The organism is Streptomyces sp. NPDC043878 (assembly GCF_056435735.1).
In genome coordinates this window covers 252,269-270,110 of the sequence record NZ_JBWKDW010000004.1, presented here as the reverse complement: position 1 = coordinate 270,110, position 17,842 = coordinate 252,269, and the positions used below count along the sequence as shown (strand labels likewise).

The 17,842-nt window shown below is 66.4% G+C and carries 10 protein-coding genes; 7 read left to right on the top strand and 3 right to left on the bottom strand.

Annotated features, from left to right (window positions below; all coding sequences use genetic code 11):
• The first annotated feature begins 1 nt into the window (after nucleotide 1).
• The 7 genes from AC07AZ_RS08875 to AC07AZ_RS08845 all read left to right on the top strand — a co-directional run bounded on the left by AC07AZ_RS08875 (nucleotide 2) and on the right by AC07AZ_RS08845 (nucleotide 11,869).
• Nucleotides 2-1,546, top strand: a complete 1,545-nt coding sequence (locus AC07AZ_RS08875; protein ID WP_478845302.1) for a condensation domain-containing protein — start codon at nucleotides 2-4, stop codon at nucleotides 1,544-1,546.
• Nucleotides 1,543-2,349 carry a hypothetical protein gene (locus tag AC07AZ_RS08870; RefSeq protein ID WP_478845300.1) on the top strand — a complete coding sequence of 269 codons (807 nt, stop codon included), beginning with the start codon at nucleotides 1,543-1,545 and terminating at the stop codon, nucleotides 2,347-2,349. Before AC07AZ_RS08875 ends, AC07AZ_RS08870 begins: the two co-directional genes overlap by 4 nt.
• Before the next feature lie 3 nt (nucleotides 2,350-2,352).
• Nucleotides 2,353-2,583, top strand: a complete 231-nt coding sequence (locus tag AC07AZ_RS08865) for an MbtH family protein (RefSeq protein WP_478845298.1) — start codon at nucleotides 2,353-2,355, stop codon at nucleotides 2,581-2,583.
• An 81-nt stretch (nucleotides 2,584-2,664) separates the two neighbouring features.
• A complete protein-coding gene (locus AC07AZ_RS08860; protein ID WP_478845296.1) occupies nucleotides 2,665-4,041 on the top strand; it encodes a hypothetical protein in 1,377 nt (458 codons plus the stop codon).
• 53 nt (nucleotides 4,042-4,094) lie between these two features.
• Nucleotides 4,095-6,767, top strand: a complete 2,673-nt coding sequence (locus tag AC07AZ_RS08855) for a non-ribosomal peptide synthetase (RefSeq protein WP_478845294.1) — start codon at nucleotides 4,095-4,097, stop codon at nucleotides 6,765-6,767.
• Nucleotides 6,768-7,233: 466 nt separating this feature from the next.
• Nucleotides 7,234-7,530 (top strand): hypothetical protein, encoded by a 297-nt coding sequence (locus AC07AZ_RS08850; protein WP_478845292.1) that lies wholly within the window; start codon nucleotides 7,234-7,236, stop codon nucleotides 7,528-7,530.
• A gap of 553 nt (nucleotides 7,531-8,083) precedes the next feature.
• Nucleotides 8,084-11,869, top strand: a complete 3,786-nt coding sequence (locus tag AC07AZ_RS08845; RefSeq protein ID WP_478845290.1) for a hypothetical protein — start codon at nucleotides 8,084-8,086, stop codon at nucleotides 11,867-11,869.
• A gap of 117 nt (nucleotides 11,870-11,986) precedes the next feature.
• Here AC07AZ_RS08845 and AC07AZ_RS08840 read toward each other — a convergent pair whose 3' ends face one another.
• Genes AC07AZ_RS08840 through AC07AZ_RS08830 form a run of 3 tightly spaced genes read right to left on the bottom strand, consistent with a single transcriptional unit; the run spans nucleotide 11,987 to nucleotide 17,837 of the window.
• A complete protein-coding gene (locus AC07AZ_RS08840) occupies nucleotides 11,987-13,468 on the bottom strand; it encodes a hypothetical protein (protein WP_478845288.1) in 1,482 nt (493 codons plus the stop codon).
• Between the two features lie 55 nt (nucleotides 13,469-13,523).
• Nucleotides 13,524-17,399, bottom strand: a complete 3,876-nt coding sequence (locus tag AC07AZ_RS08835; RefSeq protein ID WP_478845286.1) for a caspase, EACC1-associated type — start codon at nucleotides 17,397-17,399, stop codon at nucleotides 13,524-13,526.
• A gap of 6 nt (nucleotides 17,400-17,405) precedes the next feature.
• Nucleotides 17,406-17,837 carry an effector-associated constant component EACC1 gene (locus AC07AZ_RS08830; protein WP_478845284.1) on the bottom strand — a complete coding sequence of 144 codons (432 nt, stop codon included), beginning with the start codon at nucleotides 17,835-17,837 and terminating at the stop codon, nucleotides 17,406-17,408.
• Between the last annotated feature and the right edge of the window lie 5 nt (nucleotides 17,838-17,842).

Below are 17,842 nucleotides of genomic sequence, written 5' to 3'. Positions count from 1 at the left end.
TATGAACCCTGAATCCAATGGCGCCGTCGACCTCAGCCTGACGGACATACAGCGCGTCTTGTCTCAGGTATGGGCCGACGTCCTCGAGACCGAGTCGATCGGGCCCGACGACAACTTTTTTGCTCTGGGCGGTAACTCCATGCTCGCGGTTCGAGCCATCGTTGATGCCGAGTCGCGCGGGATCGTCGCCACCCTCGTCGACATGCTGGGAAGCCCGACGATCAGGGAGCTCAGTCAGGTGGTGTCAGCGGTCGAGGATGCGCCCGACGGAAATTCGCTCTCCTCGGCACCGGCCATTGCGTCCGAGCTGGTGGCGGACGGCCCGCGGATCGGCCCGGCCAGCCTCTTGCAGCAAGGCCTCCTCTTCGAGTCCGAACTGCGGTCGGGTGCGGTGTACCTGGACGTGGTGTCCCATCGCGTCCGGCTTCCGTTCGATGAGACCGCTCTGCGCTCCGCGCTCGACATCCTCACAGCCCGGCACGAAACCCTGCGGACCGGATTCAATCTGACCGACTACGACGAGGTGATGCGCGTAACGGAGGCGTCGGCGACGATCCCCGTCCACGTGCACGACGCACGGACCGGCCGGCATGAAGTCGATCTCGCCGACGATGTCGCGTGCGCCGGCCAGGAATTCGCGTTCACCACGGCGCCGCTTCTCCGAGTCTGCGTCTCAGTGCCGGACGACAGCTCGTTCTGGCTCACCTACGGATTCCACCACGCCATCATGGATGGCTGGAGCGAGACGGTGTTCGCCTCGGAGCTCATGACCGGCTATGCGTCGATACTGCGGGGAGCGGTCCCGGATCTGCCGCCCACCGTAGCCGGCATGGATGAGCTGGTCCGACGCGAACGGGAGGCCCTGACCTCGCCCGATGCCCAAAAGTTCTGGTCGGCCTATGCCGCGTCCCTGCCCCGGGCACGCCCGCGGCCTGTCGGCGGCCAGACGGTGCGTACTCGCGCTGACGTCGACCCCGAGGTTGTAGCCGACCTCGTGCGCGCCGCGGCGCATACGGGACTTCCCGTCAAGAGCTTCACACTGGCCGCCCACCTCGTGGCGTGGGGTGAGATCCATGCCGTGGATGCCCCGTCGACGGGGGTGGTCATCAACGGGCGCCCACCCGTGCTCGGGGCGGAGCGGGTGATGGGACTCTTCCTGAACCTGCTTCCGCTGCACTGTCGTGCAGACGCCACGGGTACGGAACTGGTGCGGCGGGTCTTCGACGCCGAACGCCAGATCACCGCCTTCGGGAACTTCCCGTATCTGAAGATCAGGGAAATGGCCGGGCATGCGCTTTTCGACGGAGCCTTCAACTACGTCGAGTTCGGGAAGCGCCCGGAGGTCTGGATCGATGAAACCCGCATTGTGGACGCGACGAGTCTGCCCCTCCTGATCGAAGTCGTTCACGAGGCGAGCCGCGGTGCGATGCGGGTGGAAGGCTCGGCCAGCGCTCACTTGTGGACGAACGTGGACCTTGAGGCGATGACGAGTGCCTGCATCACGGCGTTGACCCGGATCGTCAGCGACGCGAAGGGCCCTCGGTGACGTCGGTGGGCGACAGTCAAGAACGCACGTCCACCAGTCGACGGACCATCCTCGTCGTCGACTACGTGGGCTTGAGGTCCGAGCCGCCGTTGACCGCGCTTCGCTTGGAGGACCATGGGTTCCGGGTGGTCGAGATCCTGAAGCCGCCCTATATCCGCGCCTTCGACGCCGCAGGCTACGCGTCCGCGCTCATCGAACCGCACACCGGCGCGGGTTCCGAGGTGGCGGCGGTCGTGACCTACTGCATGGCCGGGTCGATCGCGCAGGAGGTGGCGGCGAGGTTTTCGACCCCTCGCTACGAGGTGCCCCTCGTGGTCCTGGACGGTGAGCCGTCAACGGGCGAGGCGATCCGAGAGCAGTGGGGGACAGCCCTGCGACGTATCGCCCAGATGGTGGGCGCCGACGTCGCCGACGATGTGACACGCGCACTCCCCGATGACGAACTGCTCTCTCGGCCTCGCGAGATCGCCCGGGAGATCCACGACTCGATGACGTCGATCGGTGCGCAACAGCACCCCGACGGAGAGGGCCCCGGCGTCGCCAGGGATGTCGGGATCTTCGCTGAATGGTTCTCCGACTGGCTGGTCTATCTGATTGCCGCTCATAATGCTCAGTGGCCGTATTGGGGCGGGGATGTACTCCAACTGATTTCGAATTCGCATCCGGTGGCGGGTTGGGTGGGAAGCCGCTCGGAGGAAGTCGTCGAAATCCCGACGGACCGAGACGGCTTGGTGCTCGATCCAGGTGTAAAAGCGGCCGTTCTGTCGTTCTTGGCCGAGAGGATCAGGGATGGCAGGGGGTAGAGGATGAGCAGCAATCCGTTCGAAGATGACGAGGCGCAATTTCTTGTCCTGGTCAACAATGAGGGGCAGTACTCACTATGGCCCGCCTTCGCCGACAGGCCGCCGGGATGGAAGCGCGTCCTCGGGCCGGACGGGAGGGAGCCGTGCCTCGCTTTCATCGAACGTGAGTGGACGGATATGAGGCCGCAGTCGCTTCGCGATGTCGTGGACGAAGCGCCGGCGCGTCGGACATGACGTGCCATCGAAGAGTTCTCAACCCTGCAAAGCGCGGGCTTCTCGTGCGTTGCAGTTCGTCGTCTATGAGGAGGATTTCAGATGTCAGATGATCTGATGGAGTCGGACAAAATCAAGAATGACCGCGGCGTCATAGCGGAGAACTATCACGAGTTGCAGAGCATCGGCGCCATCGAGGCGGCTCGTGCGACCATGACGGTTCCGGGCGCCACACCCGAGGCCTTGCTCATCGGGCTCTATCAGTCATCGGAAATCGCCATGTACAACGTGGCCGATCTCCTCACGCGCGCCGGCGCAGATCTGGCATCGGGGGATGTCGATGCATGTGCGATCAAGCTGATGTGGGCCCGGAGCTTCCATCGGCTGCTGGTGCGGTTGAGCGGCGACGCCTTGCGCATCAGCAGCAACTGGCCAGTGACCGCGCCGCGATGGCCACTCCAGGACACGCCTGCTTTCACCGAGTTCACGAGTGCGCTGGAGTCGTTCGACGGCTCCTTGGCCGAGTTCGTCGACCGGGGGGAGCTGGACGTCAGGACCGTCATCTCTGAGGCGTCGTTGACCGACAGCGCGTATGCGATTCTTCACTGCGTGCGCGTCGTGAATCACGACGCGCGCGTGTGGGCCACGAATCTGGCTCGCGCGGTTCACCCCCAGCCAGCAGAGACGCTGGAGGCAGCGCTCGCCTCCTCCCATCTGCATCATGCCGTCCACGAACATCACCTGATCGGTGACACCTACTTCACGCAGTTCCGCGCATTGCATCAGATTCCCGAGCTCTTGGTCAGGGAGATCAACGATCGGCTTGAATTGGCGACCAAGGCACTGCGCGACGGCGATGACGCTCGCGCGCTCGAACTGCTCGACGGCGCCGCGTCGTTGTATCCCGCGATCGAGGCGTCGTTGCCGCCGATCGTGGACAATCTGAGTACGTTCGATTACCACCAGATCCGCGAGAATCTGGGGATGACGAGCGGCAGTCATTCCGTCGCCATGCGATTCCACCTGTTCACGGATCTGTATGAACAGTTCGCGCAGCAGGTCATGGCTCTGGAGGACACCGCCCTCGATGAGAGCGGCATTGCCCGGCTGAGGCGCCATGTCGCCGATCTGCGCGTCTTCATCTTCTCGTGGCGAGACATGCACCTGCACCTTCCGCGGAACAATCTCGGCGGGACGCAGACGAAGTCCTTGACGGGGGCGCCCGACGCGGTCAGGACCGTGCAGAAGATGCGGGACACTGCGGCGTCCGCGGACCCGACGCGCTCGCAGACACACGATCGTCCCGTGGTGGTCGCGGGACCTCTCGACGGCTATCTGGACGGCCCGAAGTCCTCGGACCAGCTACTCCTGTCGATCACCGGCGAAGTGACGCAAGCGAACTTCCGTGATGTTCAGGAGCGGCTGAACTTCTTCTCCCAGAGGCCGTCCTTCACGCGCCCTCCGCGACGTGAAGTCTGACCACCGGTGGCCTCTCAGTCGGCCGCGCCCGAGGAGTGGCCGCGTCATGAAGGGTGGATTCTGTCGTGAGCGCCAGTGAGGCACGAGGGCCCGTGCCGCCGAAGCAGGGGTCCTCCGCCGGGCACGCCGCCTATTGGGCGAAGGAGGTGGCCGACGTGCCTCAGCCCCTGCCCTTGCCGATGGATCGACCGCGCCCGTCACATCGGAGCCCCGACGTCGGGGTCGTCGGCGTGGAACTCACCGCCGACGTTCTGGGCCGGGTCGAGGCGCTGGCCGCTGCGCAGGGGGTCTCCCCGGCCGTCGTCCTGCTGTCCGCATGGGCGATGACGCTTCGGCGCCTCAGCGGGCAGACGACGGTGACGATCGGCGCACGGAACGTGCTCGGCGCCGAGGGGTTTTCGGGCGTGGAGGGCGGATCGAGCGATGACCGCTGGATACTGCGGGCTGACATGCCCGGCGACATCTCGTTCGGGGAGTTGCTCCACGCGGTGCACGACCGGGTCCAGGCGGCCCGACAGCACCGGGGTATGGCGCTGGACGACGTGGTCTCGGTTCTGGTCGTCGACCCGCCGACGGCCCATCTTCCGCTGACGCAGGTGGGGTTCGATTGGCACGACGGGGCCGACGGTCGCGACGGCCGTTCGGCGGAACCCGCTCCACAGCGGCTGGGAACCGCGCCGTTCGACGCGCGGATCGTCGTCTCGCCCCGTGACGGGGCGAGCCTTCGCGTGGACATCGTCTACGCCACGGACGTGTTCGACGCGGACACCGCGCGCCGGCTGGTGCGGTGTCTCGTGCGCGCGGCCACGATCGCAGCCGGCGATCCGACCGTGGCCGTGAACTCCGTCGACGTCATCGACCCGGCCGAGCGCCATCAGGTGCTCGATCTTGTGAATCAGACGCACGCGCAGGTGAACCCCGGCACGATTCCCGAACTCTTCGGACGACGGGTCATGACGAGTCCGGATGCCCCCGCCATCGCGTTCCGTGATGAGACGATCAGCTATCGCGATCTCGACGCCCGGTCCAACCGGCTGGCCCGTCTCCTGATCGAGCATGGTGTACGCACCGAAGTGGTCGTCGCCGTGATGTTGACGCGCTCTCCCGACCTCTGGACGGCGGCGCTGGCGGTCGCCAAGGCGGGCGGCGTCTACATGCCCGTGGACCCCGCGTATCCGGCGGAGCGCGTCGAGTTCATGCTGGAGGATTCGGGTGCGCACGTCATCATCGCCGAATCCGCGACGGCCGCACACGGGGCTGGTCGGTCGACGCCCGTCCTGCGGCTGGACGACCCCGCGCTGATCACCGCTCTCACGCACTGTGAGACGACCGCTGTGACGGACACCGATCGGCTGGCGCCACTGACGATGGCACACACGGCCTACCTCATCTACACGTCGGGATCCACCGGCACGCCCAAGGGAGTGGCGGTCACTCATCGGGGGCTGGCCAGTCTGCTGGCGGCGCAGATCGAGCGGCTGAGCGTCACGCCGGAGTCCAGAGTGCTGCAGTTCAACTCGCCGAGTTTCGACTCCTCGATATGGGAACTGTGCATGGCGCTGTTCTCCGGGGCCACCTTCGTCGTCGACACGCATGAACGGCTCGAACCCGGACAGCCGTTGGTCGACACGATCAGTGCGGCCGCGGTCACCCACGTCCTGCTGACGCCTTCCGTGCTCGCGGCGCTGCCGCTCGGCTCGCTGCCGAGCGTCTCCTGTCTCATCGTCGCGGGCGAACCGATCTCGCCGGAGCTGGTCACCGCTTGGTCTCCGCATCGGCAGATGGCCAACGCGTACGGTCCGACGGAGACCACGGTCATGCCGACCATGTGCGCGCATCTGGCCGACGGCCGCCCGCCGTCTATCGGTCTTCCGATTCAGAACAGTCGCGTGTACGTCCTGGACGAGCGAATCCAGCCGGTTCCCGTCGGCGTCGTCGGCGAGTTGTACGTGGCGGGAGCAGGTCTGGCCCGGGGCTACCTGGGGCGTCCCGCCATGACGGCGAGCCGTTTCGTCGCCTGTCCGTTCGGGGCGCCTGGCGAGCGGATGTATCGCACGGGAGACCTGGTCCGTTGGAATGCCGGAGGAGATCTCGAATTCGTCGGTCGAGTGGACACGCAGGAGAAAGTCCGCGGGTATCGGATCGAGTTGGGCGAGATCGAATCGGCTCTCATGCGGCATCCCGCGGTAGCTCACGCCGTGGTCGTGGTGCGCGATGTCGCCGGGTCGGCGGGTAGCAGGCAGTTGGTTGCGTATGTGGTCGGTTCCGACCCCGTGGGCGAGCCGCATGCGGACGAGACGGCGACCGGGGGCGCACGGCACGATGCGTGGGGCGGCGAGCTGCGGCAGTTCCTGGGCCGGCACCTTCCGGAGTTCATGGTGCCGCCGCTGTACGTGAAGCTCGATCGATTGCCGACGACCCCGAACGGGAAACTCGACCGATCGGCCCTCCCCGATCCCGGATCGCTCGACAGCGCCTACCGCGCCCCGCGTACTCCCGTGGAGCAGATCCTCTGCACGGTGTTCGCGGAGGTTCTCGACCAGCCGTTGGTGGGTGTCAACGACGACTTCTTCGCCCTCGGAGGAGAGAGCATCATGTCGATCAGGGTGGTTTCCAGGGTTCGTGGTCACGGGCTCGACATTTCCCCCCGCGACCTGATGGAGCAGCGGACGGCGGCGAAGCTGGCGCTCCTGGTGACCGACCCTGGGATACCGGTAGTTCGTTGAACTGGGCTTGACGGGCGGTCTGGCTCGCCGTACGACGGCGGTTCGCCGAGCCTGGGGGCGATCATGACTGCGCGTCGTCCGATTCCGGCCACACCGGGGCTGTTGGAGGAGTACGCGGCCCAGGCCAACGCCATCCTCAAGACCTGGCGCACCGCCCGGCGCCCCCGAGCCGCGGTCCGGCGCATCACCGGCCACAGCTTCCATGCCTCGTCAACGGCCCGGCCCGGCGGGCTTTGCACGCCAGGGCCGACACGGCGGCAGTGCTCCCCGCACCTGCAGGCAGGGAGCTGACGAGGGTGTGGACGGCTTGCCAGCGAGTGGATGGGGGCTCCTCAACCTGAAGGGCGGGGTGGTCACGGCGGGGAAGGAGTGGACGAATGACGGTGCAGTTCACGAGGTCCACTCACTGAAGCGACGGGCGGCCAAGGCGACGGGGCCCGTGCCCATCCCGCCTGTGCTGGTGCGCATGCTGCGCGAGCACATAGAGAGTTTCGGTGTTGCGCCCGATGGACGTCTGTTCCGCAATGCAGCCGGAAACTACGTCGATCCTTCCGCGTACGGCATCACATGGGGACGTGCGCGTGAGGTCGCACTGACTCTCGATGAACACGCCCTTGAGCTTGCGAAACGCCCCTACGACCTGCGCCACGCAGGAATCTCATTCTGGCTTGCCTCGGTGTCGACCCGGCAGAGTGTGCGCGCCGCGCCGGAAGGGCGCCTGACAGGTGAAGTGCCTGGTCAGGCGCCCTTTTTTGGCGTCTAGAAGAAGCCCAGTTTCTTCGCCGAGTACGACACCAGCAGGTTCTTCGTCTGCTGGTGGTACACGCTTCACACGTCTCTGACCGGCCAAAATATCCATGGGGGAGGCGGGCTGCGGGGCGCTGGTCCGTGTATGGTCCGGATCTTGGTAGAGCACCATGTCCTCGTAGTCGCCCTCGGGGTCGTGCGCCCCGTGAGCCGTGTTGCGGTGGTGCCTATGGAGCCAATCGCAACCGACATGGGTATTCCTGTTGTCCGCCCACAAGCCCCAATTGGCTGGTCAGGGGCGGTATTGGGTTGCTGACTCGCGCGTCTCGGTCCGGATCCTCGGCGTGGTCCAGGCTGGACGGGCAGCCCGCTTGATACCAAGGCGCGCCCTCGTCAGTGCAGTCCAGAGCTTCGCGGGCCGACGTGTCCAGTGGACTAGCAATTGAAGTGGGTTTTTGGACGGCGGCTTTCTATGCTGGCGTACTCGGGAGAACGGGGGCAAGGTGGGCAAGGGGCGGAAGAAGACCGGACGGACACCTCCTCAAGGGTTGGGCCGAAGACTCGCAGGTATGGACATGGCGAGTATGCAGGCTCTGCTCACTGCGGCGGGCGCCAGTCCCGGAACCCGGCACAGATGGTCGTCGGTCGGGTACCTCCTTCAGCAGCTGCTGGCTGCGCCGCCAACCGGGCGGACTTCCGCCAAGGCGGTGACCATGGGCGGGCTATTGGACGCATGTCGCCGGGAAGCGCCCTGGCTGGCTGGACTTGAGGATTTCGTTCCGGCTGATCCCCGCCAGGTTGTGCTCGCGCGGCTCGGTGACGAGGTGCTGCGGCTGGCTCCTGGCCAGGTGGAGAGGCCACTGGCCGACGTCACGCGGTGGAAGACGGTGGCTCACGCGACGGATTCGGTTCTTGTGCCCGAGCTGGGATTCGGGATCTCCGAATACGTCGAGGTGGGATTGCGGTACGCCGATCTGGCCATTCGGGCACTGGCTTCATCGTGGCCCGATGGGGACGTGCCGACAGAGGGCCCTGCAACGTTGACCGACGAGGAACTCGCGGCAGCACAGGTGCTTCTGAGCATGCCAGTGGACGCGACGGTCGCCCCCTCCGAGACACTGCGGAGCGCGCTCGACTGGGCTACCGCACAGGGGGAGTCGATTTACGACCCCGGTTCCCCGCAGAGCACGTTCGGTAGGTACCTGGCCGTTTCCCGTCAGCAGCCCGACGACGGCACAGCGAGATTCTGGCTCCCACTGGGCTTCCTGCCCGAAAGCCTGGGGCAGGGCGTCATGGATCTCGCTCGGCACGCCGCCACGGCAGAAGCGAACGTTAGCCTGCACTTTGCCCAGCTCACAGCCGAACGCGCACGCCGAGCTCTGTGGCGGTTCTCGGATACGATTGTCGGCCCCCCTGACACAAGCAGCGGCCCGGCTGTCTCCCCTCGCGACGTTGTGCAGTGGGTGGTGATGTTCGGCCCTGCCAGGGCGTTGCTGGTACAGCTCTTCGCGCGCCCTCATCTACAGGACGCTCCCTTCCGGGAGGAACCAGCAGTGCTGCGGATCAGCGAGCGTGCCCGTGCTCATCCGGACGAAGACGTTGTTGTGCCGCTGCCTGGTGGGTCCCTGACCCTTCCCGCAGGGACGGAGGTCGTTCCGCTGCTCCTCGTCGCATCTGCCGGACATCTGGTTGCGCCCCAGCGACCGGGCCTTGCCGCCATGTCTCTTGAGGATCTGCTCTGGGCTTCAACTACCGCGGACAGCGACACGGATCTCTATACCTTTTGCCGTGAGCTTGCCGCGCCGGACAGACCCCACATGATGGTCTGGGAGGCGTTTGACCTATGGGAGTGGTGGCGCGGCAACAGCAAGACGTTCTTCAGTGGTGGCAGGGCTCCGGACTTGATGATGGTCAGCCCTCACCACAGTGCCGCCGAGTGGGAACGCGGCCAGCGCCTGCAGGAGCTGGAGGAGGCGCTTGCCCTGCTCGCCCTGCCGGGAATCGACTCCTGGGATGCCCTGGACCCTATCGGACAGGGTCCATACGGGATCTACGAGTGGCGCCGAGAGCATGCGCATGAGCGGTCCGATGAGGTAACTCGATCGCCGGACCACGACCGACCTGACCTGTACGGCTGGCGGATCCGGGCCGGCACCCCTGCTGTGGCCGTGCGTTCCGCGCACCCGGCTTGGGGCGACGACCATCACCAACTTCTCCACGACCTCGCAGGCTCGTACGCCTTCGGCTTCGCGCAGGTAAATGATGCGTGGGAAGCGGCGCATGACGAAGCCTCGCCGGTCGGCTACATCCTCGAGATGCGGCCCGTTACGCTGGCCGAACGTGATCGCGCCGAATCGATCCGGGTCGGATCTGTCGCAGCACAGTCCAGTGCGTACGGCCAGGTGATCCATGCCGAGTTCCTTGTCGACTGTGAGTTGCTCGCGGAGCAGACTGACCATGACGCCGCAACTACGCGGGATGTCATGGCGCAGACGATCAAGTCGCTACTGGAACAAAGTGATCTGCCGCCGAGGAGGGTCGACACGGTTGCAACGGCTTGGCACGTCGCTCCGCCCACACTTGCAATCCGCATCATGACAGCGCCGGTAAGCCGTCCACACCTTGCCCGCCCGTGGCAGGTAGACGCCCATCTGGTGGCGACGGTGGACCAGGAGGTGGCCCGTGCTGTGCAGGCAGCGGGCGTCGCACCCGAAACGTACGTGGGCGCACAGGCCAAAGCGCTTGACCGTGACGTGCTGGCACCAGCCGCGTTGGACGCTCTGAACCGTCGTCTTGCTCAACACTCCTCCCACGACCTTGTCACCGTCGGGATGCGACAGATCGAACGCGCCTTGGCGACGAAGAATCAGCAATTCCGCGATCTCGAACAGGCCTCCCGCCTTCTCTCGGTGGCCTGGGACCCGCTGGAGCGCCAGGCAGAACTCGAGCAAGAACATCTGTGGCTGAGGCGGAGCAACGAAATCGCGATCGAAGCAGCCCTGCGTGCTCAACCCAATGGAAACCGCCGCGTGGATCAGTACGCATGGATGGAGATCACCGCCGCGGCCTCCGCCTATCTGGCCGCGACGATGCGGAGCGAAGCGATCCATCATCAGGTTCGCCCCACCGGACTGAGAATCAGCGGCGCATACGAGATCACCGTGGTGACCGACCTGGTCGATACCGATGCCGACGTCGAGTCGGGCAGCGCGGGCTCCCGGGTGTTCGATCTGGACCTTGGCGCGTTCAGACGGGCACGAGCGGCTCACATGCTCGCGGCTCCGGCGACGCCCGGCGGTCACGACCAGGGTGACGAGGTTGATTCACCCGCAGAAGTCGTTGACCAGGAACAGATCACCGAACTCGTCGATCCAACTGTTGACGCTGCCATGCTTGCCACGTACGGAGCATCGGTGAGCGATATCCTGCAGGTCTTGTTCTCGTTGGCCCACTGGCCGCTGGCACCTGACGATCCGGATGCTGTGGCCGCATCTGCAGATGTCGTACGGCAGCATCTGCTCGACACGTTGCGTCTCGCGGATGAGTCTAACGGACCTGCCCGTATCGCCGCTGCTCAGGGACTGCTCACCAGTACATCCTCCGCGCTGCGGGCTGTCGACTGGAAGCCGTGGCATGCGCGCAGCAGGCAGAAACGGCTGGTCGTCCAGCCCCTGGCCGAACTCACTGATGGCCGGCTCGTCGTGGGCCCGCAGCTCTGCTATGCGAGTGCAGGTATATACGGCAACTTCGTGGCCCAGGGAATCCTGCCCTGGACACAGCCTCCGCCTCCGCGTCTGGTGGCAGACGCTTTGGAAGCGGTTCGCGACCGCAAGAACAGAGCCCTTGAGGCCGAGGTGGCACAAACGCTCCGGGCAGCCGGCTACGTGGTCCAGGAGCGCATCCGGGAGCAGGATCCGCAGCGTCTTGGAGTCCCGTTGCTCCAGACCGAGATCGATGTAGTCGCTGGGCGCGCGGCCGACTCGGTCATCTGGCTGATCGAGGTGAAGGACCCAGCCGACGTGCACGTGACACCGGAGATTCGACGCCACCTGGACGGCTTCTACGTCGACCACCGAAAACCGTGTTACGCGACACAGCTCCAGCGGAAACTCGACGACCTCGCACCCTACGGTAACGAGGTGGCGTCAGCGCTCGGCTTGTCGCCGTCAGCTGAGGCGCGTGTGGTCAAGGCGATCTTTGTCACCCGTGCGCCGGTGCCAGCGGGATTCGTCGGTGGCCCCTTCCAATTCCACACCTTGAGGGATTTGGCGGCTGCTCTGGACGGCGCCACCAGCCAGCGGCCGGGAGAAGCTACTCCCGGCGGGACCAGTTCACCCAGCTGGGACCAGCCGTGATCACGAAGCGGCCCACAGCGGCAAGTGCCGAACAACTGCGAAGCGGAGGCGCCAGACGGTGATCGGCTCCACGACTAGGGGCACCATCACCGCTGGCCCCGGACGGGCCGGTAGATACTATTCGTCTCGGAAAGGGGGGATCTGGCGCATGGCCAGCACCGTTCCGTCCCGGCTGATTGAGACAACGCCGCCCCAGGTGTGGTCCCAGAACGTGCCGTGCTGTTTGGTCCTCCACGAGTGGACCTGCTGTCGGTAGGCGGCAATGTCGGCGTGCTGTTTGGGCTTGTCCCTGGTGACGAGGGAATTGAGTATGTCGGCTGCGACGCCGGAGAATGCCTGCACCCGGTTGCCGTTGAGCCGAAAGACGTGATCCGTGCCCTCGAACTTCTCGCCCAGCAGGGTGTAGTCCTGGTCCTGGACGCTGCCAGAGGCGGCGTGGGCGAAGCCCTGGAAGAAGTCACTGCCTTGGCGGGTGGTGAGGAGCGCGGCGGTGGATTCGCCGTCCCCGGCGAAGGCCGTCAGGCCGGCGGCTCCGACGCGGGCCAGGACACGCTGGAACCACTCGTAGTCCTTGGGGTCTTTGGGGCCGACTTGGCATCCGGGCTCGGAGGAGTCGGGGTCCTTGCCTTGTCCTGGTTTGAGTATGCCGATGTCCGGGTTCTTGCCGCCTAGGTCCAAGCCGATATTGGCGGTGGGGGTGCCGTCGGGGATGCGCAGCCAGCCGCCCGGGCCGTCGGCGTGCAGGGCGTGGACAGTGAGCGGGTCGGTCAGGGCGATCTCCGTGCTGAACAGTAAGGCCGGGGTTTCGTTCCATGCTCCGATGTGTACTCCGTCGGCGTGGACGGCTGCGGAGGCGAGCTGTTCGTATGCCTTCTGCCGGTCGCTGTGGTTGCCTTTGCAGGCGATGGGGATGACGCGCGAAGACTCGCCCGGCTTCCAGACCTCGGCGAAGAATTGCGGACGGTAGGGGTAGCCGACGGTCTTTGTTTTCGCCTTATCGCGACTGGTCAGCGTCCAGCCGGCCCGTAGCGCGGTGTCGGCACGGACGAACGAGATGCTGTGGTTCGGATAGCGGCGGGTGAGGATCTGTTCGCTGACGGCCAGTGCGAAGGCGTGTCCCAACTCCTCTGACTGCAACGCCTTGTAGTACATGGCGATCCGTTTGCCCTCGTCGGACAGGCCGAGCAGGTTGCCCTCCTGTGACAGGCCGAGCTGGGTTTCGGTATGGGCGCTGAGCGCCTGGCAGTACTTCAGACTGCCCCAGTGCTCGGCCAGTCCGCGTGATGCACCGCGCTGGGACAGTGCCAGCCCGCGGCCCAGGTGGTGCAGGATGTCCCAGAACGTCAATGTAACGGACAGGCCGACCTCCGTGCCGGGGAGCGGGCGCAGGCCTGGTTTGCGTCGCAGGGGCTCGTAGGTCTCTCCCGTCTTGGTCTTGCCCTCCTCCTGCCGCTTTTCGAACGTCTCGCGACGCTCCCGTTCCTTGTCGGCGGCAGCCTCGTCAACCTTGCCTACGAGCTCCCGCGTCGAGTGAACCGACACGGATACCTGCTGCCTGAGACTGTTCAGGACCTCTTCAGTCTGCGGAGTGCTTGCCACGACTGCCCTCCCCACGTCGGATGTCCCGGGCGACCACCGGCGGCCGACCGGTCACTCAGTCGAACAGCGGCGCCAGTGCGTTCGGGCCGGCAAGGATGCGCCAGGCGGGAATACGGACCACGCGCGCGACAGGACCGGCCTTCGCACCCCTACCGCCAGAGGGAAGCCCGACGAGCAGGCCGGCTCGTTCGTGTACCAGCCGAAGGTGTCGTGCCGGATCACGGTCCGGCCCGGGGCCGGTGTCGACGACTACCGCGGTGTTGCCTTCGGACGCGGTGACCAGCAGGTCGACGTGCTGTCCACCGACCAGTGCATCGCGTTCCAGCTCGACAACACCGCGCGAGGCGAGGACCTGCTGCACGGTGTCGGTGAGATCTCTACGGCGACGGTCCTGCCGGAGGCGAGGCTCTGGCGTGGGGGTTGGCTGCACACCGGTGCGCTGTGTTCGGTCCCACAGGAACGAGCGTGAGGACAGCAGGTGAGGGAGCCCTGTCTGCTGTTGCCAGTAAGGGTGGTTGCCTACGGTGATCAACTGGGATTTGGCGCGGGTGATCGCGACGTTCCAGAGGTTGACCTGGCTTTCCACCCAGTGGGCTGTTCGTGGCGGGGTGTTGGCGGTGGCCACCGGGCTGAGGATCATCACATCGCGCTGACCACCCTGGAAGGTGTGCACCGTTCCCACCCGGACCCGGTCGCTGCCGATCATGCTCTCCAGGGCGTCCTTCTGGGCACGGAACGGTGTCACCACGCCTACGGTTGCGCTCTCGGGCAGACGGTGAAGCAGTGCCCGCACGATGTCGGCCACCACAGTCGCCTCGGAAGGGTTGCGCCAGGACTTTCCTCCCGGGCCGCGTGCCGACTCGCCGGAGGGCACATTCGCCCAGGCCAGTACAGGGGCCACTTCTCCGGTGTCCATGAGATCGACCGCGGGTACCTGCTGGCGAACGTCGGTCATGATCTCCAGCGCACCGGAGTAGCAATGGCCATTGACGATGTCGGCGATTTCCGGGTGGCAGCGGTAGTGCTCGTCGAGCAGCAGCGCGGTCTCGCCGTTCTGTGCGGCGGCGTGGTACGAGGAGTGGACGTGGTAGGCGAGCCGCCGGTCCTCCAGCCAGGCCGCGCTCAGCCCCGCCCTGACGCGGGCCTGACGTTCCTGTTCCGGCGAGATGCCGGGGATGTGCGTCAGTTGCATCGGATCCCCGATGATCAGGGCCCTGCGGGCGCGGAACAGCAGGGGCAGCACCGCCGCGATGGAGCACTGGCTGGCCTCGTCGATGACGACCAGGTCGAAGAGTTTCGGATCAGGCCTCAACTGGCGCACCGCATGGGTGGTGATCGCCCACCCTTTCAAATGGCGCAGCAGGTTCAGCTGGCTTCGCTGGGTCCCTTTGCGCTGGCGCAACGTCTGAAGCCGCTGGTCCAACAGCGATCGCCCGCGGTCGAGTGCCTCCGCCGACACGGCCTCGCACAGCTCTGCGGACAGCTGGGCCCGTGTCGTGGCGCAGCCTGAACGCGCCTGGCGCACGGTCTCCTCGTCGTAGGCGAGCTGTGCCGGCGTGAGTTCACGCACCTGGCGATCCAGGCCGGTCAGATCCGCCAGGTCGTCCAGAAGGTCTGAGCCAACGGGCCGTTCCCCCACCCATGGGGGCAGTTGCAGCGCTGCATCGGTACCGGCAGCCGCGACGAGCGCCTTCATGGCGCGCGTCCGGCGCCAGCGCCCCCACCAGCCGCTCGCCGCTGCTGTTCGGCGTGCCCTCATTTCCCAGCGGGCCAGCGCCGAGAGGTCGCCGGATTGCCACAACCGTGACAGGAGCGGCACCGGAAGCTCGACCTTTCCGGCCAACTCGGCGCGCTGCGACAGCACCTGGGCCAGCCGCACCTCACCCTCGACCTGCCGTGCGGCCTGGTCGCGCAGCGCGGCGGCGCGCGAGCGGAGGTTGCGCAGTTCACCTGCCACGGTGGCGGAGCTGCGGCCGGGCTGGGCAGGCGGTGTGGACAGCAGTTGTTCGAGCTTTTCGGCTTCCTTGACCAAGGCGTCGACGTTGCCGGTACGCATCAGCAGGCCGGGAGCGATGTCGTCGCAGCGCTGGGCGACGACGTTCACCGCTTCGTTGTTGGTCGACGCCACCAGAACAGAGTCACCGGCTGCGACGCAGGTGGCCACCACCGAGGTGACGACCTGACTTTTTCCCGTCCCGGGCGGGCCGGTGGCCACGGTCAGCGGCTGCGTCATCGCGGAGACGACCACCTGCTCCTGACTCTCGTTGGAAGGCCCGGCCGCAACCACGAGCACGGGAGCCCCTATTGGCGCGGGGGTGCCGCCGTTCAGGAGCGCGTCCAGTGCCGTACCCGGGATCTCGTCCGTGCGGGTGGAGATGGCCAGGAGATTCTCCACAACGCCGTCGGTGGCGAAGCGCTCCACGCTCGACGGGGCCAGGATCACTGCGGCGTTGTGCGCGCCGGGACGCAGGGCCTCGTGGACCGAGTCCCCGCTCAGAGCGGAGGCGTCGAGCGGTTCAAGCTCCGGAAGTCCCAGGACGTCGAGCAACTCCCGTACGGCTTTGATCATCTGCGCGTCATTGCCGTGCTGCCACGTCGGCTGCCAACGGGCCAGCAACTGGGCAGCCTCGTCATCCGAGAGGAGCTCGGTCACCAGCTTGGTGTGCAGCGACGGAACCCCGCTGGGGCGGAGCACCGCGCGGCCACTCTCGTCCGGAGCCAACCCCATTTGCTGAATCAGCAGCGGGGCGATGCCCACGTCCGTGCGCCGAATGCCCTCGCCGCGGGAAGGGAGCGTGACGGCGGGATACCCGTACCAGTACTCGTGCTGATCGGCGGCGCGCCCTGCGCCATTCTTCGCCGTGGTGCCGCCTGAGCCGTGCGCACCGGGCAGATTCCTGGGAGCCGGCAGTACGGGGCTCAGACCGGATTGAACGGTCTCGGGTCCCTCATCCACCAGGAAGTACTGCGAGTTCCGTCCCGCCCGCCGGTCGGGCAGCATGCTCGCCGCGGCCTGGGCGCTCAGGCACTGTGCGTAATACCGCAGCAGGCGCTGCCAGTCGTTGGCGTTCTCACGGTCAGCCGCGACCCGCTCGCGGGCTTTGAGGTGAGCGGCCGACGGCGGGGGCGGTTCATGGGGCGGGGCGGGGAGATGGACCGGGCGGGCCACGGACCGGGCGAAGTGCAGCGTGTGGGTGGCGCGGATGGTGGACTTCGTCGGGCGTTGCTCCTCCGGCACCCCCTTGCGCACCATCTGCGCGGTCAGATATTCGAAGAGATCCTCCGGCGATATCCAGCCGCTGTCCTTGATCCGCCCGTTCCGCAGTCCTTCGACGATTTCACCGGTGAACCGCGAAGTGCCGAGCGTCGATCCTTCGGGAGCCATGGCGGAGGCGGCCTGCAGCGCGTCCGAGGCGGTGATGAAGTAGACGCCGGTGGGGCGCAACAGGGTGCTGCGCTCAGCCTCGTCCGATTCCGAACTCTCCCGGCCCTTGGCATGCCAGCCCTGGACGACGGAACCGCTTGCGCAGCAGTCGAGCAGCACGATTTTGGACGCGGCGCGGCAGGATTGCAGAGTCCGTTCCAGGAACTCCGCCGACACCGCCGTACGGGGCAGATCAGCAGGGTCGCTGTCGCGAGTGAGGAAGTACAGCTGGTTGTCGGCCTCGCAGAACGCCCCGTGCCCGCTGAAATACAGCATGGCACTCTCACTCTGCTGGCGCTCTTCGAGGAACGACTCGATGGCGTGCAGCATTTCCGCACGCGTCGGGTCCGGCACCATCTCGCAGTCGTTGTACTGGCCGATCTCCGTGCTCTGCAGAACAGCCGGCATGTAGTGCAGATCGGCACGGACCGCCGGAAGGTCGTGATAGTGCTCGCTGTCGTACGCGGAGACGCCGATCAAAAGGGCGTATCGATCGTTGTTTCGCACTCTCGGTCAGTCCGCCGTGGAGGTGTCGTCCCGGCCCGGCGCGCCGTTAGCCGTGCTCCCGTCCGGCGGCAGGGATCCCTCGGCCAGGAACCGTTCGAGGCGTGCGTCGTCCTCACGCGCCTCGCGGCCTGTGATGCGCAGAGTGGCTCCGTCCGGGCGGGTCGCGACGATTGTGCGCTGAGGGACCTTGGCCAGCCATACCTGGACGCAGGCCGCCGCGAACGAACCGGAGCTCAGGATCAGGCCGACGGCCTCAAAGACGTCGCCGCCCTTGTCGGTGCTCACCGAGGGACCGGCCGAGGGCAAGCGCAGGGAGGCCGCCGGATCCGTCTCCGACACCTCGGCCAGCAGTTCGCGGGCGTCGCTGCGAGCCCGCAGTGGATCGTCGTCGACCACGGAGATCAACAGGCGCGGCTGGCCTTTGCCGTCGTTGCTCACGCGTC